This window comes from Halorientalis brevis (assembly GCF_042678165.1).
In the GTDB taxonomy this organism is placed as follows: domain Archaea; phylum Halobacteriota; class Halobacteria; order Halobacteriales; family Haloarculaceae; genus Halorientalis; species Halorientalis brevis.
In genome coordinates this window covers 351,523-372,880 of sequence record NZ_JBHUDJ010000002.1, presented here as the reverse complement: position 1 = coordinate 372,880, position 21,358 = coordinate 351,523, and the positions used below count along the sequence as shown (strand labels likewise).

General features: G+C 68.2%; 17 protein-coding genes. 6 read left to right on the top strand and 11 right to left on the bottom strand.

Annotated features, from left to right (window positions below):
* Nucleotides 1-124: 124 nt before the first annotated feature.
* From ACFR9U_RS05585 to ACFR9U_RS05565, 5 genes are all read left to right on the top strand, one after another.
* A complete protein-coding gene (locus ACFR9U_RS05585; RefSeq protein ID WP_247379709.1) occupies nt 125-1,465 on the top strand; it encodes a right-handed parallel beta-helix repeat-containing protein in 1,341 nt (446 codons plus the stop codon).
* Nucleotides 1,466-1,787: 322 nt separating this feature from the next.
* Nucleotides 1,788-3,551, top strand: a complete 1,764-nt coding sequence (locus ACFR9U_RS05580; RefSeq protein ID WP_247379711.1) for a right-handed parallel beta-helix repeat-containing protein — start codon at nt 1,788-1,790, stop codon at nt 3,549-3,551.
* Nucleotides 3,552-3,672: 121 nt separating this feature from the next.
* Nucleotides 3,673-5,649, top strand: coding sequence for a hypothetical protein (locus ACFR9U_RS05575; RefSeq protein ID WP_247379714.1), 1,977 nt, complete (start codon nt 3,673-3,675; stop codon nt 5,647-5,649).
* 115 nt (nt 5,650-5,764) lie between these two features.
* Nucleotides 5,765-7,771, top strand: a complete 2,007-nt coding sequence (locus tag ACFR9U_RS05570; RefSeq protein WP_247379716.1) for a hypothetical protein — start codon at nt 5,765-5,767, stop codon at nt 7,769-7,771.
* 587 nt (nt 7,772-8,358) lie between these two features.
* Nucleotides 8,359-9,924, top strand: coding sequence for a sensor histidine kinase (locus tag ACFR9U_RS05565; RefSeq protein ID WP_379813933.1), 1,566 nt, complete (start codon nt 8,359-8,361; stop codon nt 9,922-9,924).
* Between the two features lie 94 nt (nt 9,925-10,018).
* Here the strand turns inward: ACFR9U_RS05565 and ACFR9U_RS05560 are convergent, their stop codons facing one another.
* From ACFR9U_RS05560 to ACFR9U_RS05525, 8 genes are all read right to left on the bottom strand, one after another.
* Entirely contained in the window at nt 10,019-10,168 is a 150-nt protein-coding gene (locus ACFR9U_RS05560) for a hypothetical protein (RefSeq protein WP_247379721.1), read from the bottom strand.
* A 196-nt stretch (nt 10,169-10,364) separates the two neighbouring features.
* Nucleotides 10,365-11,324 (bottom strand): hypothetical protein, encoded by a 960-nt coding sequence (locus ACFR9U_RS05555; protein ID WP_247379723.1) that lies wholly within the window; start codon nt 11,322-11,324, stop codon nt 10,365-10,367.
* 126 nt (nt 11,325-11,450) lie between these two features.
* On the bottom strand, nt 11,451-11,600 hold the full coding sequence (locus ACFR9U_RS05550; RefSeq protein WP_247379726.1) for a hypothetical protein: 150 nt from the start codon (nt 11,598-11,600) through the stop codon (nt 11,451-11,453).
* A gap of 110 nt (nt 11,601-11,710) precedes the next feature.
* Nucleotides 11,711-12,055, bottom strand: a complete 345-nt coding sequence (locus ACFR9U_RS05545; RefSeq protein WP_247379728.1) for a thioredoxin family protein — start codon at nt 12,053-12,055, stop codon at nt 11,711-11,713.
* A gap of 57 nt (nt 12,056-12,112) precedes the next feature.
* The gene (locus ACFR9U_RS05540; protein ID WP_247379730.1) at nt 12,113-12,817 is read right to left on the bottom strand and encodes an energy-coupling factor transporter transmembrane component T family protein; all 705 of its coding nucleotides are present in this window, start codon (nt 12,815-12,817) and stop codon (nt 12,113-12,115) included.
* Nucleotides 12,811-13,509, bottom strand: coding sequence for an energy-coupling factor ABC transporter ATP-binding protein (locus tag ACFR9U_RS05535; protein WP_247379733.1), 699 nt, complete (start codon nt 13,507-13,509; stop codon nt 12,811-12,813). The genes ACFR9U_RS05540 and ACFR9U_RS05535 overlap by 7 nt, the downstream gene beginning before the upstream one ends.
* A complete protein-coding gene (locus ACFR9U_RS05530) occupies nt 13,506-14,087 on the bottom strand; it encodes a biotin transporter BioY (protein WP_247379735.1) in 582 nt (193 codons plus the stop codon). The genes ACFR9U_RS05535 and ACFR9U_RS05530 overlap by 4 nt, the downstream gene beginning before the upstream one ends.
* Before the next feature lie 134 nt (nt 14,088-14,221).
* Nucleotides 14,222-14,560 carry a DUF7130 family rubredoxin-like protein gene (locus ACFR9U_RS05525; RefSeq protein WP_247379737.1) on the bottom strand — a complete coding sequence of 113 codons (339 nt, stop codon included), beginning with the start codon at nt 14,558-14,560 and terminating at the stop codon, nt 14,222-14,224.
* Between the two features lie 159 nt (nt 14,561-14,719).
* Between ACFR9U_RS05525 and ACFR9U_RS05520 the strand changes: the two genes are divergently transcribed.
* Nucleotides 14,720-15,244 (top strand): hypothetical protein, encoded by a 525-nt coding sequence (locus tag ACFR9U_RS05520; protein WP_247379739.1) that lies wholly within the window; start codon nt 14,720-14,722, stop codon nt 15,242-15,244.
* Nucleotides 15,245-15,256: 12 nt separating this feature from the next.
* Here ACFR9U_RS05520 and ACFR9U_RS05515 read toward each other — a convergent pair whose 3' ends face one another.
* The 3 genes from ACFR9U_RS05515 to ACFR9U_RS05505 form a co-directional block, all read right to left on the bottom strand.
* Nucleotides 15,257-18,946: a hypothetical protein gene (locus tag ACFR9U_RS05515; protein ID WP_379813928.1), complete on the bottom strand. Its 3,690-nt coding sequence runs from the start codon at nt 18,944-18,946 to the stop codon at nt 15,257-15,259.
* 104 nt (nt 18,947-19,050) lie between these two features.
* A complete protein-coding gene (locus tag ACFR9U_RS05510; protein WP_247379741.1) occupies nt 19,051-19,476 on the bottom strand; it encodes a hypothetical protein in 426 nt (141 codons plus the stop codon).
* Nucleotides 19,477-19,748: 272 nt separating this feature from the next.
* Nucleotides 19,749-21,167, bottom strand: coding sequence for an erythromycin esterase family protein (locus tag ACFR9U_RS05505; RefSeq protein WP_247379743.1), 1,419 nt, complete (start codon nt 21,165-21,167; stop codon nt 19,749-19,751).
* Nucleotides 21,168-21,358: the final 191 nt, after the last annotated feature.

The following is a 21,358-nucleotide window of genomic DNA, read 5'->3' as shown; positions in this document are numbered from 1 at the left end:
GTAGATGCTTAGTGCTGGCCCGTGAGCGTATGCGACGGGTAACAACGGGACGCGGCGACGTTTCACCGCCGTGAGATGGGGACCTCGCGTCCGTCGCCGCCGAGTACTGGCGAGTCTCGGTGTTGTGAGCACCGGCGTGGTCGGAGGGTGTTCCCTCCTCGATCCAGCGCGGAACCAGGACCCGTCGTCCCCGCTGTGGACGCCACAACAGATCCCCCGGCGCGAGAAACCGACGGTCGACCCGGAGTTCGAGACGCGCCTCGACGCCGTCGAAGCGGGGGCCGACCCGACCGGCGAGACGCCGATCGATCACCTGCTCACCGACCACACCGAGGAGACGCTGCTCGTGTTTCCCGACGGCCAGTACGCGGTCGAGAACGTGACGATCGAGCGTCCGAGGAACCTCGGCTGGCGGGCGGCCGACGGCGCCACGCCGACGCTGGTCCCTGCCGAGTCGACGCCGGCCGGTGGGTCCGAGTGGCTCTCGTTCAGTGACGCGGAGAACCTGGTACTCGACGGGCTCACCTACGACTTCCGTCGGCCCGGAACCAGTGGCGGGACGGTCATCAGCGGGCCGGGCGACGTGCTCGTCCGCGACCTGACCGTGCGCGGTGAGTTCGATCGCCACGATCAGCAGTTGCTCCGGATCGACGTGACCGACGACGACGGCGTGGCGCTCGTCGAGCGACTCGTCGCCAGCGGCACTCGCCAACCCGGCGTGAACACGACCGGTCCCTACGTCGGGCGCCACCACGCTGGCACGGTGTTTTTCAGCGACTGCCGCCTGTCGCAGTTCTCCGACAACGCGATCTACGCGTCGCCCCCGGGCGGACAGAACGGCGAGTTCGACGCCGAGGACGGGCTGGTCGTCGTCGACGGGGGCCTGTTCAGAAACAACAACATCGCCAGCATCCGCCTTGGGTCGACGGGGGCGACCGCGCGGAACGCGACCATCGTCGTCGACGAGACGCCGCCCCACCCGAACGGGCTCGACGTCCGAGGCATCAGACTCCGGGGCATGCGAGAGCAGGTCGTCGACAACTGCACGATCAAGTACGGCCCGAACGCGGGCATCGGCACTGGGGCGATCGCGATTCACGGCGACAACGGGCGTGCGACCGTCCGGAACACGCAGATTCTGATGGACCGGAACGAGATGGACGCGATCCGGGCGAAGGCCCCCGACGTCGACGGCCCGGTCGGCGTCGTGCTCGAGAACGTCGACATCACCGGGTCGGCCGGCGGCAAGAGCGCGATCCGCATCGACGAGCGCCCCGAGACGGTCCTCCACCGCTGTTCGGTCCAGCAGACCGGTCGTCACCGGAACGGCGTTCTCCTGGTCGATTCCGGCCGCAGCGTCCTCTCGGAGACGACGATCGCCGTCACCGGCCAACCGCTCGTCACGCGGAACTCGCCGGTCGAGACCGCCCACCTGGAGACAACGCGGCTCCCGTCTGACGACTAGCTGTCCGCAAGAGTTGCCGTTTTGCCCGTGACCGGACGTAGTCCACACGTAGAACTGGTGAAAGCTACAGACGTGTAAAGCAATCTTGTTGTTTCCATCTCTAGAACGTAATCAAATATTTGCCAAACTTAGCTGACTGGTAAGTAGACCTATCCAAATAGCGTGTGAGTATTGGTATCTGATAGTTGTATAAATCTACTCTGACAGAAGAGAATTAATTAAGGCATCTATTCCTCGCGCTATGGTGAAACGGCAGCAACCAGAGCGTGATCGATCTAACGTGGATTCGGACAGTAAGCGGGGACTACTCGGGCGGCGTTCGATGCTGAAGCTGGTCGGGGCGACGGCGGCCGTGGGGCTGCTCGGGTCGACGACCGTCACGGCCCAGCAGATTTCGACGGACTTCATCAGCGAGGTCGAAGCGGTTCGGACCGCCAGTGCCGGCTACGGGGCGACCGTGACGGCCGCCGACGCCGACTACACGGTCGGGACCAGCGACGAACTGCTCGACGCGCTCGGGACCGCATCGAGCGGCGAGATCGTCTTCGTCCGGGGCGACGCGGAGATCGACCTGAGCGGGCGCGAAGACGTCGAGATTCCCGGCGGCGTCACGCTCGCCTCCGACCGGCGCGTGAACGGTGCGAGTGGTGGACTGATCTACTCCGACGACCACGTCGGGCGCTTTCTCACCACCGGCGGTGACGACGTGCGCGTGACCGGACTCCGAGTCCGCGGCCCGCACCCGGAAGGGTTCTTCGAGACGGACGACATCTGGGACCACCTCGGCATCGGGTTCCAGGTCGACCACGACGACGTCGAGGTGGACAACTGCGTCATCGAAGGGTGGCCCATCGCCGGCATCAAGCCCGAAGACGGCAACGACACCCACATCCACCACAACCGCATCGAGAACAACGCCGGGGACGGCATGGGATACGGCATCCAGGTCCAGAGCGATCAGATCATCATCGAGTACAACTCCTTCGGCCTCAACCGCCACTGCATCGCCTCGAACGGCGGCAGCGGCGTCGGCTACACCGCCCGGTACAACGTCACCGGACCGGAGCAGGAGGACCACGCCTTCGACGTCCACGAGCCCGGCGGAGACTTCTTCGACATCCACCACAACTGGTTCCAGCACACCGAGACGATCCACGGCAGCGAGATCGAGGCGATCAAGATCCGCGGCGTCCCGGACGACGTCTGTACGGTCCACCACAACCTCTTCGCCCACGAGGACCCGGCGGAGGGTCCCGACTCCGACGAGGGGATCGTCATCAATCAGGACGCCGGCAGCAGCGACTGGGAGAACATGGAGGTCTACGAGAACGAGTACGGCGTCACCGATCCGTCGGGCATCTCCTCACCCGACGACGGCAGCGACTCCGGCGGCACCGACGACCCGACGACCACGAAGACCCTCGAGTATCAGGCTGCGGCTAACCCGGACCCGATGACGGTCTCGTTCACCGTCGATGGGTCCGTGAGCCGGGGGAGCGAAGCGGAGGACGTCGATACGATCGAGGCGGGCAACAACGGCACCGTAACGGCGACAAGCGTCAGCTTTGATCCGGAAGCGCTGGACTCCTGGCACGTCACCGGCGACATCGTCGACTACGAGATCAGCGGCGGCGACCTCGAACGCGTCACCTACGACGGGACCGACACCACCTTCGAGGAGATCGTCGGCCAGCAGTCGAGGGACGACGGGAGCAGCGGTGACGGGTCGAACGACGGCTCGGACAGCGGCTCCGACGGCTCCGACGGCTCCGACGACTCCGGCAGCGACGGCGGGTCTGACGGCGGCTCCGACGGCGACACGCAGACGCTGTCGAACACGCTCATCGTCGACGGGACCGAGGGCGACGACTTCGGCACCTACGAAGTCACGGTCAGCGGTCGCATCGAGGCGGCGGAGTCACTGAGCAGCGACGGGACGTGGGGCACCCAGCAACACGTCTCTCCGGACGGAACGCGGGCCTACGGCCTCATCTACGGCAACGCCGACGGGTTCCGGTTCTCCGGACAGCTCACCGGCATCAGCATCGACGGCGACGCAAAGGTGACCGTCACCAGCGCCGAATAAGCGCTGCTCCCCGGTCGATACCGATTCGGAGCGGCGAGCGACGCCGGGCGTTCGGAAGCAACTGCTTTCAGCCGAGAAGCAACCACTAACAATGGGGTACTACGCTGGAACTTCGGAGCAAATGAGCTTCCGCGTCCGGTCGTATATCGTCTCACCAAAAGCGCTCGTGCTGGTAATCGTCGGCGCTGGCGTGTTGGGGATGCTCGTCCAGCAGGTGTACTCCAACCCCTACTCGACGGCGATTCCACCGCTGCTCATCTGCGGTGGGATCGTCGGCTGGGGCGTCCGGAACGAAGCGGAGTTTCACGCCCCGATTACGGTGTCGGACAGGGGTCTGGTGATAAGCTACGTTTTGGTCGCCGCCGGCGTCCTGGTCGCCTACGCCAGCACGGGGTTCCACAGGCCGTTCGATCTGCCTGTGTTACTGCTCCTCCTGTACGTCGTCACGCTCGCGTGCGTGTTCATGCTCGAGCGGGCCGACGTCGCCGTCGCGCTCGTCGCACTCACGGGCGTGTTGCATCGCGGCTTCGTCTACTATTCGAGTTCCGTCCAGGTCGGGTTGGACCCGCTCTTTCACACGAGCGTCGCCGCTGCGATCAGAGACACCGCACAGCTCACACCGCTCGCGTACTCGAAGTACTGGTACGCGCCCTTTTTCCACCTGCTGACGGCGGCGACCTCGGGCGGCCTCGGGGTGTCCGTCCGGGACGCAGCCTTCCTGACGACGATCATCGCGACCGTCGTGCCGGTCGTCACCATCGCGATCGTCCTCGGTCGGATCTGGCAACCCCACGTCGGCGCGCTCGGCGCCTTCCTGTTCGTGGCGTCTCGACTGAGCGTCGAACAGACGGCCAACACCGGTCCCGAGTCGCTCGGGATCACGCTGTTCGTCCTGCTTCTCGCGCTCGCGATCAGCTACCTGGAGTACGGGACCGACTCGCGGTCGACGCTGTTCGCCTTCGGGGTCACCCTGCTGGTCCTCGTGTTCACCCACCAGTTCAGCCTCTTCGTGGCGGCGCTCGCGATCAGCGTCTACACCGGCGTTCAGGTGCTGTGGCGAGGGCGACCGGGGAGACGAGAGATCACCCTCTGGGGACTCCTGGTTTCGGCCGTCGCGTTCCAGACGTCGATCACGAAGTACGACGGGCCGGCCGGCGGCGGCGAGCCGTTTCTCGTCGAAGTCGCGGGCGGCATCCTGACCGACCTCACCACGTCGGTGTCCCGCGGCGGTCGGGTCGAATCGCTCCCGCACCTCCGGGACGTCACGCTGTCGGGCGCCGACAGCAGCGGCCTCCCCCTGGTTCTCAGTCTCGCGATCCTGTACGGCTTCGCCGTCGCGGGCGCGATTTACTGGATCTCACAGGATCGGGAGTTCCACGTGCGGACCGGGTTGGGCCTCGGCGTGGTCGTGACCACGCTCAGCGCGATCGGTCTCGGCACGCCCCTGCTCGGGATGAACGCCCTGCTGCCCGGGCGGTGGTTCCTGTACCTGGTGCCGCTGCTCGCGATCTTCGCGGCGCCTGGGGTCGCGATGACCGCCAGCGCCGGCGCCCGACTGCTGTCCGGGCGACGCGCGAGCCGCGGCAGCGTCGTGTTGAGCGTGGCGCTCGTCCTCGCGCTCCCGTACCTCCTGTTCGCCATCGGGAGCGTCGCCACGTCGGTCGATGGCCCGTACTTCGACGACGCACCGGGTGCGGCGCGCGCCGCGACGAACGCGACCGAGGCCGACCTCTACCGCTTCCTCGACCAGCACGGCCCCGGTGAGGAGTTACCGGCCAGAGGCGCGGAGAACCCGTACGACGACTCCCGAACGAACATCGTGGCCGACCACGTCGCCAAGCAGGTCATCTCGCGGCACTACCACCAGCCGGCAGTGTACTACAAAACACACGTGGGAGACTCCGGGCCGGCCTACGAGACGAACGCGCTGCTCGTCCACCGCGCGTACGCTCGGACCCCCCACGTCTCCTACGACATCGAGTATCTCGACGAGGAATACCGCGTGTTCGGGCCGCTTCCGACCCCCAAGCACCCCCAGATCGTGTACTCGAACGGCCCCGATCGCGTGTTGTTCGTGAACCAGTCGAGTTCGGACTGACCCGCCGAGACGCCCCACGTCCGAGCAGCGGTCTGCCGGTCGCGGAGCGCGTGACCGCTCCCGACAGCCGCATCGCTCGGGTGACAGAGACCCCCAGCCAGCGACCCACCCACCCATGCCAGACAGCTCCGACACACGCACCGACGAGTCCCGTCCCTCCAGACGCGATTACCTCGTGACAGCCGGCAGCCTCGGCACCGGATTGGCCGGCGGCTGTCTCGGGGCCGACCCGCCCCAGCCAGCGCAGTCCGACGCCGACCCCACCGCGACCAGCCAGCCAGCGAACCGACGGGAAGACTTCCTCTGGCTCGGCAGCGGCCTGTGGCGCGACGAGGCGATTCGGCGGAACCTGTTCGCGTTCGCACGTCGCCACGACCTCGCGGTCGTGCTCGTCCAGCCGACGCCGAGCAACGGCTCGCTCGTCGAGGCGTTCAGGCCGCCGCTCGAAGCCGCCAGCGAGTTCGGGCTCGACGTCTGGCTCAACGCCGGCCTCGTGACCCAGGCGTCGGCAGAGACCCTCGTTACGGACGACGACGCCCGCGCGGACCACCTCGACCGCCTCCGGGCGGTCGCGCGCCTGCACGGCGAGTTGTTCGAGAGCGGCCGGATCATCTGCTGGCAGGAGGCGCCGGTCATGGGGCAGTGGACCGCAGACGGCGACTGGAATCCGCGGTCCGTCGACAACCTCCTCGAGTTCGGGCCGGACCTGTTCGCCGCCCAGCAGCGCGCCGTCGCCGCGGCGAACGACGCGCTCGCCGTCGGGATCTTCGTCCACTACCCCTACATCGTCGACTCGAAGTGGCCCGAGGTGTTCCCGGAACTGACGGACCGGCTCCGGGCGCACGACGCCCCGCCGGACTTCGGCTTCACCGACTTCTATCGCGGCTGGTACGAGATGGCCGCCGGACCGGAGCCGGCCAACGCGGCGGTTCGCAGCCTCCTCTCGAACGCCCGGGACGCGCTCGGCGACCGCCCCGTGTTCTACCTCGGCCAGAGCCACACGATCAATCCGGCCCACACGCCGAGCAAGCAGGCGCTGCGGATGAATCTGCGAGCCGCCACCGAGACGGGCGCAGCCGGCATCGGCTGGTACCTCGGCGGGAACTACGTGCCGACCAAGCAGGGATTCGACCCGTTCGTCCCCAACGACGAGGGGGTCGACTTCCGGAGCGACGCCGTCAACACGCTGACCGTCGCCCGCGATCGCTTCCTGTACGCGTGGCTGGCGACGCGGCAGGCCGCGCGCGACTTCAGCGCCGACGACGCGTTCGACCTCTGGCTGGTCGGCGACGAGTTCGGGCTCTACGACCACCGGCTGTCGGTGCGGACCGTCGACGGCGCCTGGGAGTACCTCGGGGACTTCGGCGGGTACGCTGACGGCGACTACCCCGGCGACAGCGCGGTCACCAACCGGGCGACCGCGTTCCGCGGGCTCAGTCGCGAGCGCTTCCTCGCGGACGGGACGCTCACGTGTCGCGTCGAGACCCGCACCGAGAGCGACGGCGCCCGCCTGCAGGCAGCGGCCGTGATGCCCTGCGACCCGGCCGCCTACGTGACCGAGCGCGAAATCGCGGCGGTCGCTGGTGGCGTCGTTCCGCTGTGGCCGTTTCAACTCGGGCGAACGACGGGGGGAACCACGTTACCACCGGGGTCGACGCGCCGCGTCGCGGTTCCCGTCACCGACGACGGCACGCGGTCGCTCGCACACCTCCGTCACCCCGAGTTCGTCGCGGCGTACCAGCGACTGGCGTCGCTCGAAGCGCGAACCGACCTCGATCCGGCAGCCCGGTTCGACCTGTGGGTCCGCGGAAGCGGCCTCGCGGACCCGTCGTCGCTCCCCTCGCTCCGTGACCGGGACGGCACTGCGAGAGCGCCGGCTGAGCTGGGCGTCACCGCCACGACCGACGGGCTGGCCATCTGCCACGGTCTCGAACGGACCCGGTTCCTCGACGGGGACGGCCTGCAGCCGGTGAACGACGCCGACGCGGCCGTGGAAGCGGTCTACGCGATGCCCTACGCCGGAACCGCCGCGTTCCGCTCGCCGACGCGAGCGGCCGCGCTGCTGGCAGCACAACCCGAGGAGGCGCGGCTCTTCAGCCTCGACGCCGTCGGATCGGTGTGAACCGCGTCCCGGGGACCGAGCGGCCCGCGGACGAACGCCCGCCCGCCGAAAGATTCATGGTATGCTAACCCATACCATGAGATGTCGAGGTGATCTAACAGTCTACTCGAGACGCGACCCGTCGCTCCTGGCCGTACAGACCGCTGACACCCAGTCATCTCGTTCCTGCACGTGAGCCGCCAGTGCCACCCTGGCCTATTCGCTCGTTTCCGTTGGACTCGCCGCCGAGCAACTGCGCGCGATACGAGCCGAGCAGACCTGTCGCCGTCCAGTGTTCCGGCTCGCTCGTCTGCACTCGGGAGCGTCGCGACACGTCGGACTACGACCGCGTAAAAGATGGAGACGACCGCCAGATGTCGCGGGGAAACAGATTGTCCCGATTCCATGTCGACGCCGATTCCAGAGTGGGGTGGAGCCACGTTGCCGTCCCGCGACACCAGAACCCAGCCACGGGTTGGTAAAAACTGACGGGGTGCGTTTTCAAGATGTTAGAATCCCTGTGAGTCGGGGCCAGAACGTGACACTCGTCACCGAGTTTCGTGCTGTGTTTCTGAACGTTCTTTAGACTGGGTTCCGAAGGCGAGGTAGTGGCCCCTCGACAGAGGCTGACGCGGGAACTGGTTGCCGGAGTCGTGAGTGGCGTCGGCGCAGTCGCGAGCGCGGTCAATCTCCTGCACCTGTTCGAGGAGACCGGCGTCGTCGCGATCGTGACGGGCGTCCTGGTACCGATGGGGCTCTCGGTCACGCTCGTCGGCAGTGGCTACTGGCTCTATACGAGCGCTATCGAGACGGAGTTCGTCCCGCGAGTCGGCGTGTGGTTCGTCAGTGGCGTCGTCGGCATGGCAGCGATCGGAGCCGTCCTGCTCGTGTATCAGTCCGCCGAAGACGGGGTGATTCGGCACGGTTGGTTCGTCCTGGGGAACTTGCTGACGACGGGGGGCATCGGTGGCTTCGTCGTCGGTGTCTACGACGCGCGACAGCGCCAGCACCAGCGCGACCTCTCGGATTCGCGCGCACGGTACCGGACGCTGACCGACGTGGCACCGGACGCGATGGTCGTCGCCGACAGCGAGACCGGGGAGATCATCGACGCCAACGCGGAAGCCGAGACGTTGTTCGGTCGCTCGCGAGACGAACTGGTCGGGATGCACCAGACTGCGCTCCACCCCACAGACCGGACCGACGCGTATCGGGAGCTGTTCGAGCGCCACGTCGACGCCGAGAAACAGGTGATGACGGCGCTCCCGGACGGCTCTGACATTCACGTGGTGACCGGCGACGGCGAGACGGTGCCGGTCGAGATCAACGCCGCAGTCTTCGAACAACGCGACCGGTCGCTGGTGCTGGGCATGTTCAGAGACGTCTCGCGACGCAAAGCACGAGAGCGGGAGATGGAACGGACCACCGAAGAACTCGAAATCCTGAACCGCGTCGTTCGACACGACATCCGCAACGACATGGAAGTCGTCAGCAGTTGGCTCGACCTGCTCGACGACCACGTCGATCCGGAGGGCGAGGAGATCATCGACCGCGTCACGAACGCGACCGCCCACACGATCGAACTCACGGACGTCGCGCGCGACTACGTCAAGGTCATCACCGGCCAGGAAACGCAGGACCACACCCGGGTGTCTCTCGCACGCGTGCTCACCGAGGAGGTCGAAACCCGCCGCACGACGTATCCTGACGCCGAGTTCACGATCGAGGACCCGCTCCCGTCCGTCGAGGTCGTCGCGAACGAAATGCTGTCGTCCGTCTTCCGGAACCTGCTGAACAACGCCGTCCAGCACAACGACAAAGCGACGCCTCGAGTGTGGGTCTCGGTCGAGACGTCGCCGGAGACGGTCACCGTCCGCATCGCGGACAACGGCCCCGGCGTCCCGGACGACCGGAAGGACGACGTCTTCGGCAAAGGAGCGAAGGGCCTCGAGAGCCCCGGCACCGGGATCGGCCTGTACCTCGTACAGCAACTCGTCGCCGAGTACGGGGGCGACGTCTGGGTGACCGACAGGGACCCACAGGGAGCCACCGCCAGTCAGCCGGTAGCCGACGCCGGCACGACGACGGCCGCCGGTTCGGACGCGCAGGCCGAGCACGCGGGCGACGCCGTCGGCGCCGTCTTCGTCGTCGAACTCCAGCGCGCCGACTCCTGACGCTGGACGAGTAGGTGACCGAGAAGCGTCACCGTGACGGACGACAGCATCGCCGACGAGCAGCGACGAGAGAAGGCGTCGCTCGAAACCGCTCTCAGGAGAGGTCGGGGACGAGCGGGGCGTCCGCTACGCGCGCCTCTGCCGAGCGTTTGTGGAGGCCGCCGTCCGCGCGAATGGTCGGCTGGCTGGCGGTGGTCTCGCTCGAAACGTCGGGCACGATCGGTGCAAACGCCTCGTTTCGCATCGTATCTCTACCGTCTACCTCCTCCACCATAAACCTTCATCATCTATCATCGCATTCCCGGCAACGTTTGTCGGCAACGGCGTGGTACCACTTGTCTCGGTTGTTTGCCGACCTTCAGCGACGTGCAGGAGTCACAGAGCACAGGCTCACCGAATGCCGTAGAAGACTGCTAAGAACGTTGCGAGACGGACGGCCGCTATCGTGCCGTCAAGGACCCCAGCACGTCGCGCAGTTCGGACGCGCCGGCGACGCTGACACAGGAGATGAAGGCGACTGTCCCGAGTTTGCCGCCGGCGCCCGCGAAGACTGGTGTGACCACGACGAACACCAGCCCACACAGCACTCCAGCGAGGGCGACGGCGCGTTCCGTCACCAGTCGGTCGGGCGAGGACATCCCGACGAACGAGGCACAGAAGGCAGCGGCGGCGAGCGTGCCGCCGACCGTCGGCAGAGCCACGGGGAGCGCGACGCCGGCAACGACGCCGACGAGCGCCGAGCCGATCACGGCACCGAGATCGAAGCGGACGGACAGCGCGAACGTCGCGACGGCACCGACGACGGTCACCGGCACGATCAGGGAGGCACGCCCCCACTGGATCGGCGTCCCGCTGGCGAACGTGGCGCCGGACAGGGCGACCGTCGTGAGGCACCCGAACAGCGCGAGCGTCCCGAGTTTGCCGCCGTAGCCACCGAAGGACTCGGTCGCGGCGACGAACGCCAGCCCGGCGACCACGCCCGCGACGCCGAGAGAGGCGACGGACGGAAACACCGCGGGTGACGCCATCCCGACGAACGAGCCGCAGTAGACCGGGACGTCGACCTCGGGGAGCGCGACGCCGGCCGCCAGCCCGACAGCGGCCGACGCGAGCACCGGCCCGAAGCCGGCGTGGACGCTCAGCCCGTAGGTGAGAGCAGCCCCGGCGACAACGGCCACCACGTCGCGGCCGTCGCGGTGCGTGAATCCGGTCGCACCCAGTTGTCCGACCACGTGGTCGCGCTCCACGACGGCAGCGAACCCGCCGACGAGCAAGACGCCGCCCTCCAGGGTGAGCGCACCCATCGAGAGGGCAGCCGGTGCCGCGAGCGCGTTCACCAGCAGGGCGACCGGCGTCACCACGAGGGCGACGTAGCCAGCGCGCTGTATCGTCCCGTACACAGACGCCACTACGGAGCGTGCAAGGAGAGCGTTCTGGTTCACGGCGGCCGCGCCGTCACGAGACGGCCGACCGGCTCACGAAACCGAACGAGCCGCAGAAACGGATGGTTGGGTCGGACGCCGACCTCAGGAGAGGTCGGGAACGAGCGGGGCGTCCGCTACGCGTGCCTCTGCCGAGCGTTTGTGAAGGCCGCCGTCCGCGCGAATGGCCGGCTGGCTGGTGGTCGTCTCGCTCGAAACCTCGGGCACGATCGGTGCAAACGCCTCGTCTCGCATCGTATCTACACCGTCGAACTCCTCCACCATAAACCTTCATCATCTATCATCGTATTAGCGGCAAGGATTGTCGCCAGCACTCCGTCGCCACCCGACGGACCCGGGTCTCGTTACGCTGCGGCGGACTCGACCCACGAGAGGAGGTCCTCGGCACCGATGAACCCCTCGGCGCGCTGGTCGACTGGCTCGCCGTCGACGAAGAGGACGAACAGCGGGACGCTCTTGACCGTGAAGCGGTCGACGAGCGGCGGATCGTCGCGGGGATTGACGAGCGCGACCGCCGCCTCGGTTTCCCGTGCGACGTTCCCGAGCACCGGTTCCATGCTCTGGCAGATGGTGCACCCCTCGGTGTAGAACTCGACGAGGGCGAGGTCGTGCCCCGAGACGAACTCGTCGAGCGCGTCCTCGTCGGCCAGGTTCGTCGGGCGGGTCGTCGGCGATTCGTCGTCGGACATACCTGTCCTAGGAGACGACGCTGGTTAAGGACGCTGCGAGAGTGACCCCCACACCCGTCACAGCAGCGCCGACACGGCGAGGCCGAGCGCCAGCACCAGGCCGGGCGCGTCCCGCCGGCCCAACGTCAGGCGCGGCAGCGTGGGGTTCCACGCGAAACAGCGGGCCTGCAACGCCAGCGAGAACGCGTCCGAGCGAGCGAACGCCCGCCGCAGCCCCGCCGTCGCGACGAGTTGCATTCGGTCTGTCAGCGGCCGCTCGGTGCCGAGGCGCGCGTGGAGCGCCTCGCGAGCGCGCACCAGATCGTCGATCAACACCGGCAGGAACCGGAACACGAAGGCGACGCCCATCCCCAGGAACTGGCCGGGCTTGCCGGGGACCAGCCACTGGACCGCCGCCCGGGACTCCCGGGTCGGCGTCGTGTGGACGTACGCCGCGCTCACGAACAGGATCAGGAGCACGCGATAGCTCGCCAGTGCCGGAAAACGCGCCTCGGCAATCGAGAACCACGGCGACCCCAGCGTCAGCCCCTCGAGCAGCGGCGCGACGAGGAGGATCGGAAGCGCGACGCGAACGTCCGACAGCGTCGAAAGCGGCGAGAGCCGCGCCGCTCCCACGATCGCGAGCGCCACCACGGTCAGCACCGCGAGGCCGCGCGGCGTCGTGTGGGCGAACGCGGCGACGGCGAAGCCCGCCTGGATCGCGAGTTTCGTCCGCGGGTCGAGCGCGTGGCCGACCGACGATCCCGGTTCGTATCTCAGCATGGTCGAACGTCGAACCCGGACAGGTCGTCCATGACGGCGTCGGGCGTACCGTCGAGCGCCACGTCCCCGTCGTGCAGGACGACGACGCGGTCGGCCACCGCGGCGAGGTCGCGCAGGTCGTGCGTGACGACGACGACGCCGGTTCCCTGGTCGTGGAGTGCGGTCAGTCGGTCGAGGACGGCCTCGCGAGCGGGCGCGTCGAGGCTCGCCAGCGGTTCGTCCAGCACGAGGTGGTCCGGCTCCATGGCGAGCGCGCCGGCGATGGCGACCCGGGCCTGCTCGCCGCCGGAGAGCTGATCGACGCGTTCGTCGCCGCGACCGGTCAGTCGGACGGTGTCGAGCGCCTCGCTCACGCGGCGATCGATCTCGGCGTGGGAGAGCCCGAGGTTCTCCGGGCCGAACGCCACGTCCGCGCGGACGGTCGCCGCGACGAACTGGTCGCGCGGGTCCTGGAACACCATGCCAACGGCCGTGCGTGCGGCCACGAGATCGTCACTGACGGGCCGTCCGTTGACCAGCACCTCGCCCGCGTTGGGGTCTGCCAGCCCGTTGAAGTGCCGGACGAGCGTCGTCTTCCCGGCGCCGTTGGGACCGGCCACCAGGACGAACTCCCCGTCCTCGATCGCGAGGTCGACGCCGTCGAGGACAGGGGTCTCGTCGTAGCGGTGGACCAGGTCGCGCGTTTCGATCATTCCGCGACGAACGCGTCGCTGCGGACGATGCCGACCGCAGCGGCGATCTTGAACGCCTCGGCCGGGATGAACGCCGCCGAGCCGGCCATGAAGGCCGCGACCGGCCCCATCCCAAGGACGAGCATGAGTCCGACGGTCCCGAAGGCGTAGATGAGCGCCGTCCCGACGAGCATCGCGCCGACGAGCCGGACGAGTCCCGCCTCGCGCGGGTTGCCGACGGTGAGCCCGCCGTGGACCACGGCGCCGACGACGAACGCGGCGACCGGCCAGGCCCACAGGTAGCCGGCCGTCGCGCCGACGAGTTGGCCGAAGCCGGCCGCGCCCCCGCTGAACACCGGTGCGCCGACGGCGCCAGCGAACAGGTACAGGACGAGCGAGGCACCGCCCCAGACCGGCCCGAGGAAGATGCCCGCGAGGAAGACGCCCAGCACCTGCAGCGTGACCGGCGCCGGCGAGAACGGGTTGGGGAAGCTGACGTACGCGAACGCGCCAACGAGCGCCGCGAACAGCGCCGCCCGTCCGATGTTTTCGACGACCTCCTCGCCGACGAGGTCCACCTCGTGCGTGTCGGTGCTCACCGCGACCACCCGGCGTACCGAGCCTGACGTGTCATTGGTCGCCACTCACTCGTCGACCGGATTGAACACTTCGGTTGACGGCTCGTCGTGCGCCAGCCGCAGCAGACCGAGTGGCAAAACGGGACTGGAGCCGGCTAGTCCTCAGTCCAGTACCCGAGGTCTTCTTTCTCGGTGCCACAGTTCGGGCAGGTCGCCGGGAGTCCGCCGTCGATCTCACCCATCTCGCCACAGACCGTACACCGCCACACGAGTTCGGCCTCCCCGAACTCGTGGCCGGACCGAGCGTGTTCGATGCTCAGCCCTTCGACTCCCTGGCGAGTCGTGACGAAGAACCCAGCTTCCTCCATCCCCCGTATCTCGCCGAGGACGTTCCCGTCGTCGTTGTAGACGACTTCGCCGAACGAGATCGATTCCGCCGCTTTCTCTGCGTCGTGCTCGCCCTCTTCGGCGGGCGTCTCTCCGCGTCCACTCATGCGCGCGTTTCGCGCTCGACGCGCTTGAATGCTCTGACACGTGCAAGCACGTCGCAAGGTCGTGGCGCTCACCGCGCTCGTGGCCGACGAGACGTCGTCGAGCGATGGCCGAAAGCGCATTTGCCAACCCCTATTGTCCGGCCGTCCGTGCCCTCGCGTATGCAGGAGTTCGTCGCCGAGAACCTCGAGTACTACGGCGAGACCCAGGGCGTGCTCCCCGAACGGCTGGACGCGTTCGGCGAGCAGTACCGTGAACAGGGGTACCTCACGCGCGAGCAGTTGTACGACGTCGCCTACGAGTCCTCGACGCGCAGCGCCTACCACGTCGAGTCGAACCCCGAGGCCCGCTGCCGGGAGGTCACGGCGAACGTCCTCACGGTCGACGGTGACTTCTCGAAGATTCAGCTCATCACCGGCCTCAGCGGGTTCAAGGCGCCCACCGCCTCGTGCGTGCTGGCCGCTCTCGATCCGGAGCGTCACGCAGTGGTCGACACGCGCGTGTGGGCCTCGCTGGACCGGCTGGACTACCTCGACGGCCGCAAGGAGAGCTTCGACGCCGCGGACTACGTGACGATGATCGAGCCGATCAGAGCGATCGCCGCCGACACCGACTACACGGCGGCCGAAGTGGGATACGCCCTGTTCGCCTACGACGACAAGGTCCGCGAGGGCACGCTCCACTAGCCACGGCCGAACTCACTGGTCGGAGTCGGAATCGTCGTCCTCCTCGTCCGCGTCGGACCAGTCGTCGGCGTCGATCGCCTCGCCGTCCGGGTCCGCGTCCCACATCTCGTCGAGGTCGTCCGTTCCGTCCTCGGTTGCATCGCCCATCCAGTCGTCGTCGAGGTCGTCCGTTCCGTCCTCGGTTGCATCGCCCATCCAGTCGTCGTCGAGGTCGTCCGTTCCGTCCTCGACGTCGGAGAACTCGCCGTCAGTATCGCCCGACTCGTCGGTCTCGTCGGCCCACGAGGTGTCGATGCCGCCGAACTGGGACTGCTCGGAGTCCGTGTCGGCGTCGTCGCCTGCCGACTCGGTCGCTTCGTCCGACTCCGTGGACTGTGCAGCGTCGAGTTCGTCCGCCCACGCGAAGCTGCGGTCGTCCGACTGCGGCGGGTCGACGTCGACGTCGTCCACCCAGGACGCCTCATCCGAGGATTCGTCCTCGACCGTCTCGGCCCACGACTCCACCACGTCCTTCGTCTCGCCGTCGCCGTCGTCGGCCACCTCGGCACTGCTGTCGCCGCCGGTCGAGGCGTCGTCGACGTCCGCCCACGACCCACCGTCGTCCCGTTCGGCGTGGTCGTCTGCCGGCTCGTCGGGTTCGTCGGCTGGCTCCTCGTCGAACGCGTCCGGCTCGACGGCCCCGTCGTCGGCGACCGACGAGACGTCGATGTCGCCCGCTTGCGAGGTCTGAATGCCGTCCGTCCACGGATCACCGGTCGAGTCCGCCGCTGACTCGTCGATAGCTTCGTCCCAGCCGTCGTCCGGGAGGTCCCGACCAACCTCGGCCTCGTTGTCAGGACCGCTGGCCGTCCGCTCGTCGGGAGCGTCCGACATCGAGGGATCGCCCTCGTCGGGTTCGGCGCCAGCCGCGTCTGCGTCCACAGCGGCATCGCCCTCGTCGGTCTCGAAGTCGGGAGTGTCCGCCGATTCGTCCGGCTCGAACTCGGGAGCCTCGTCGTCTCCCGCGTCCGGTTCGGCGACGTCGATGTCCGGCGTCCAGTCGTCGTCGGCGTCGACCAGTGCGTCGTCGAGGTCCGCCAGGTCGGCGGCCGCGTCCGCCTGGTCCTCGTCGCGGACGGCGTCGTCACCGTCGTCCAGCGTCTCGTCGACCACCGACTCGTCGCCGGAGTCCTCCAGGTCGGTTGTGTCCACGTCCGCGAGCAGATCGTCGTCGATGTCCGCCGGCCCGGCGATCGCGTCGTCGGGCGACCACCCGTCGTCGCCGGTGTCATCGTCTGGCGCCCCACCGAACGGCCCGTCGTCGGCCACCGGCTCGTCGAGCTCGCCGGGTTCGGACCCAACGTCGTCGAATACCGCGTCCGCGTCCGTCATCGGCTCGTCGGCCTGGGCATCCACGTCCGGCGCTGACTCTTCGGTCTCGCTCTCGGCGGTGACGGCGTCCTGGGACCCGTCGAACGGCGCGTCGTCGAGGTCGTCCGTCGGCGAGATGTCGATCGCGTCCTCGCTCACCGTGGCCGTGACGCTCGTCCCGCCGCGGTCCTTGTTCACGAACACCAGGGACGAGATCCGGTCGTCCTCGACGTTGATGAGGATCGTGAACGGGTCGTCGGTGGGCGTCGCGTGCGCCTGCCGCCTCGCGCCCGGCGGAATCTCGACCCAGTAGTCGAAGACGACTTCGTCGATCGTGTGGCAGCGGAATCGACAGATCAGCGCTCGCTCCGCGGCGTTGCGGAGGGTGAACGTGCCCGGCACCGGCGCTCTCGTCGTCGGGACCGACGCCTCGGCCTCCTCGTCGTCGGCCACGACCAGATCGGTCGCGTCGGCCGCCGCGTCCTCGCCGGCAGCGTCCCAGTCAGCGGCCGCGTCCATCGGGTCGTCGGTGGCCGAGTCGTCGTCCCAGTCGGCGTCGGTCCCGGTCGCGGTAGCGGTCTCGGACTGGGCACCGCCCCCGGCGGCTGCCGCGTTTGCGGTTGTCTCGCCGCCACCGACGTCGATCGGTTCGTCGGTCGGTCCCCCCGTCGCGCCGCCGGCACCGCCTGCGGGACCGCCGGCCGCAGCCCCGGCGGCTCCAGCACCACCGAAGTCGCCAGTGCCGCCCCCTGCGTCGGGACCGGCCCCGCCCGGACCGCCGAACTCGTCGGCGTCGCCGCCAGTCTCACCGAAGCCGTCGAAGTTCCGGCCCGCACCGGTCGAGTCCGGTCCCGAGTCGCCGCCGATGTCGAAGCGGTTGAACACGACGGTCAGGTCGACCAGCGGCGTGCGCCTGTCCAGCGCTTCGAGCGGATCGTCCACGAGGTCCCACAGCAGAAACAGGAATCCCGCGAGGAAGATCGAGACGATCGCGACGACGATGAAGATCGACAGCAGCGACATCTCGTCGTCGCCCGACGTGTTCGCGGCCGATCCTGCACCCGGCGTCGCGGTCGTCGGCTGCTCGCCGAGCGTCGACGCTGAGTCCGGCGTGACCAGCGGGGGCTGTGGCAGCGCAGACGACGTGCGACCGCCGAGTTTGAGTAACCAGCCGGTTCCCGGCCAGCCACGAGGGCTCCCACTCTCCCCGGCGAACACGTAACCGCCGTCGGGCGCAGCCGCGACCCCTGCGAACGAGTCGTAGCTCTGTCCGCCGTAGCTCCGGTTCCACGCCCGCGTGCCGTCGGCCCAGACGTTCACCGCCACGGCGTCGGTCAATCCGGACGCTTCCCGGCTCGTGCCGGCGAGCAGGTATCCCCCGTCCGCAGTCGGCTCCACGTCGTTGAACAGGCCCCCGGTGTACGCCCGACTCCAGCGCGTCGTTCCGTCGGCGTCCATCCGGAGCGCCCAGCCCCGCTCACCCTCACCGAACGACCGACTCGCCCCGGCGAGGATAACCCCGCCGTCGGCGGTTCCCTCCGCGGCCAGGAAGCGGTCGCCGGATCGGCCACCAAAGAACAGCTTGCGCTCGCGCTCGCCGTCGTTTCCGACCAGCAACACCAGTCCGTCGGGTCGCGGGTAGGCGATCGACGACGTCTGTCCGGCGAGCACGTAGCCGCCGGCCTGTCGCGGCTCGATCGCGGTCAGCGCGTCGCTGACCCTGACGTCGTAGCGTCGCGTCCAGTCGAGTTGGCCGTCCGACTGCAGCTTGACCAGCCACCCGTCGGTGTTGCCACCGTCGGAGTACGTCCCGACGACGAGGAACCCGTCACTCGTCCGCTGCACGTCGGCGAAGCGGTCGTCGCCGGGACCCCCGGTCGCGATTCGCCACTCGACGTCACCGTGACGATCGATCTTCAGCACCCAGCCGTCCTCCTGGTCCGTTCCCCGGTCGACGGTCGCGCCGACGAGCAGGGCACCGCCGTCGTCCGTCGGAGTCACGTCAGTGAGCACGTCGTCCGTCTCCCCGCCGTAGCTCCGGTTCCAGCGCTCGGTGCCGTTGATCGAGGCGGTCAGCACCCAGCCGTCGAGTTGGGACCCGTCCGCCGTGGTGATCGAGCCGACGGCGAACGCGGTTCCGTTCCGGGTGACCTCTACCTGATTGATGGTCCCGGCAGTCGGTCCGTACGTGCGATTCCACCGTTCGGGTGGTGGGTCCGCCGGCGTCGCCGCTGCATCCGTCGGAGTCGCTGTCGCCGCGGCTGTCGGTGCGGCCACGCTCCCGCCGACCGACGGCAGCGAAAGCAGCGCCAGGACCGCGACGAACGCGACGAGTCGCCGGCGAGACCCCATCGTATGCTGCCTCTCGGGTACCAGACACTAAGTGTTCGGGGCCGTGTCGAGCATCGAGACGCCACCAGCGAGGGCACGTCGCCGGCACCGGCCGGCCGCGCGAGTCAGTCGTTTCGGTTGAAACCGGGCTGCGACCCCGCGTCCGGCGGCGACGCGGCGACCCAGTTGGCCTCGTCCAGCACGAACGTCGAGATTCGGGCGGCGACCTCGCGCGCGGACTCCTCGCTGGTGAAAAAGGAGAGCTGTCCGAGTGACTTGCCGATGCTCCGACTCACTTCCGTCGTGGGCCGACTCTCGTCGCCGACGATCGACTCGACTTCGCGGGTGACCCGTTCGTCCAGTTCCGACACCGCCGGCTCGGCGAGTTCAGAGTCGGCCGGAAGCAGGTCGTACGTGATGGCGAACCCTTCCTCGTACTGCTCGATCGCGAAGAAGGGGAGTTCGTCCGCTTCGGCCGCCTCGTACTGCTCTTCGACGGTCGTTCGGTTCTCGTACAGTGGAACCTCGGAGGGATCGTAACCTGCTGGCACAGCTAGCCCTAGCAGCCAATGCGGTATGTACCTGTTCCCGCCCCGGCCGTCAGATGTTCGTGGCACCGTCAGACTGAAAACATCTCGACTCGAAACGAAGGATGGCGCAGTCGCTGTGTCCGTGCCAGCACACGACATCGTGGTCACTGTGCCAGTGCGGTGACAGGCCAGCCCGAGCAGACGACGCGACGACATGGGGATTATCACTGATCCGTCCGCCTGTCACCGCGGTATTCCACTTTCGAGCGCGTGAGCCACGGCTGTCCCGCCGGCTACTCGGCGAGCGCGAATGACGCCGGCGACACCTCGCGCACGAAGACGACGCCGTCGTACACCGTCCCTGGAGCGGCCGGCAGCGGAACGGCGCCCTTCTGCGCTGCGCGCGGGACGGAAAACTGTATCTTCGAGGTGCCGTCGAGCCACGACGCGATAGCGGATCGCTCACGCGCCGACGCGACGTCCAGGAACAGCCGCGGCGAGGAAGCGTCCGCGAGCGTCGCCGCGAGCGTTCCCTCGACTGGCCCACCGAGTTCGTACGTTCCGAATTTAGTCCGATCGTGGTTCTTCGGTGCCGTGAACGAACCCGTCCCGAACAGCATCCCCAGCGAGTAGTAGTCGTCGCCGAACCGCTCGGTCAGGTACTGGCCCATCCGCGCCCCCTGCTGATCGGGGTTGCTGTAGCCCCGCATCGTGTGGTTCGAGTTGCCCATCACGACGGCGCGCTCCGAGCCAGTCCAGTCGCGAAGCCACGCGACGTTCTCCGCCATCATCTCGTCGCGGACCTCCTTTCCCCGGAGGTAGTTTTGGTCGGCGAGCGCCGCCTGGAACTGCAGTCCCGTCTCCAGCGTCTCGACGTGCCGCTCGACGAGTTGCCACTCGGACTCCGAAGTCTGTTCGACGTACGCCCGTTTCCGAGCCTGCAACCGCTTTCGGAGGTCCTCGACGAGCGACGCCCGGGCGTCGGTCAGCAGGTCGCCGTGTGATCCCTGGTAGAGGGGCTTCGTGAGCGGTTTCAGTGCGTCGTCGATCGTCCCCAGGTAGTCCGGGTCGACGCGCTCCAGGTACGACCTGATCGCAGCGGCGTTGCGGTCGAAGTGCTGGGCGTCGTACCCGCGGACCACCACCTTGTCCGATTCGGAGCGACCCTCGTTGAACCCCCGGAGCCACTCGAACAGCTGCTCGATCCGGTCGCTCTGCCAGAAGTAGAACTGCAGCGACGACATCGCCGTTTCGAGGTCGCCCTCGCCGCGCGTGACGTAGGCGTTGACGGACGCGAAGTCGCCGAGCGTTCCCTCGATGGCGAGCAGCCGGTAGCCGTGGTCGCCGACGAGCCGGCGAACGAGCTGGCCGGGGATCGCCTTGAACTCCCGGACGCCGTGTGAGTTCTCGCCGATGCCGACGATGGGCGTCTCCGCCAGCGTCTCGGCGACGGCGTCCAGGTTCTCCGAGTCGTCGGTCAGCTCGAACGGGACGGCTTCGCGCTCGATGGCTCCGAGAAGCGCTGACGACCCGTCGGCCGTGGTCGTCCGCGTCGAGTCTGCCGTTTCCTCTGGACCGGGAGTCCCGGTGGTCGTGCCAGTCGTCTCGGTTTGTTCGCTGTCGCTCCCGGCGCACCCGGCGAGGACACCGCAACTCGCCGCGGCGGCCAGGCTGACGAACCGTCGACGTGAAATGGAGGGCGTCGATCGCATTGGTCTCACGCCGACCTATCACCGTCGGCGTAAAGGAGCCGGGTGCAGAGTTTCGAAGCCTGAAGTCGTGCTGTCAGCGGCAGGACGTGACACGGTCCACTCACGGCAGTCGGAAGCAGGAACGCGGGGAAGCCTCCACAGCGGCTGTTCGACACCGGAATCACCGGCGGTCGCCCAGCCAGCGACGAGTT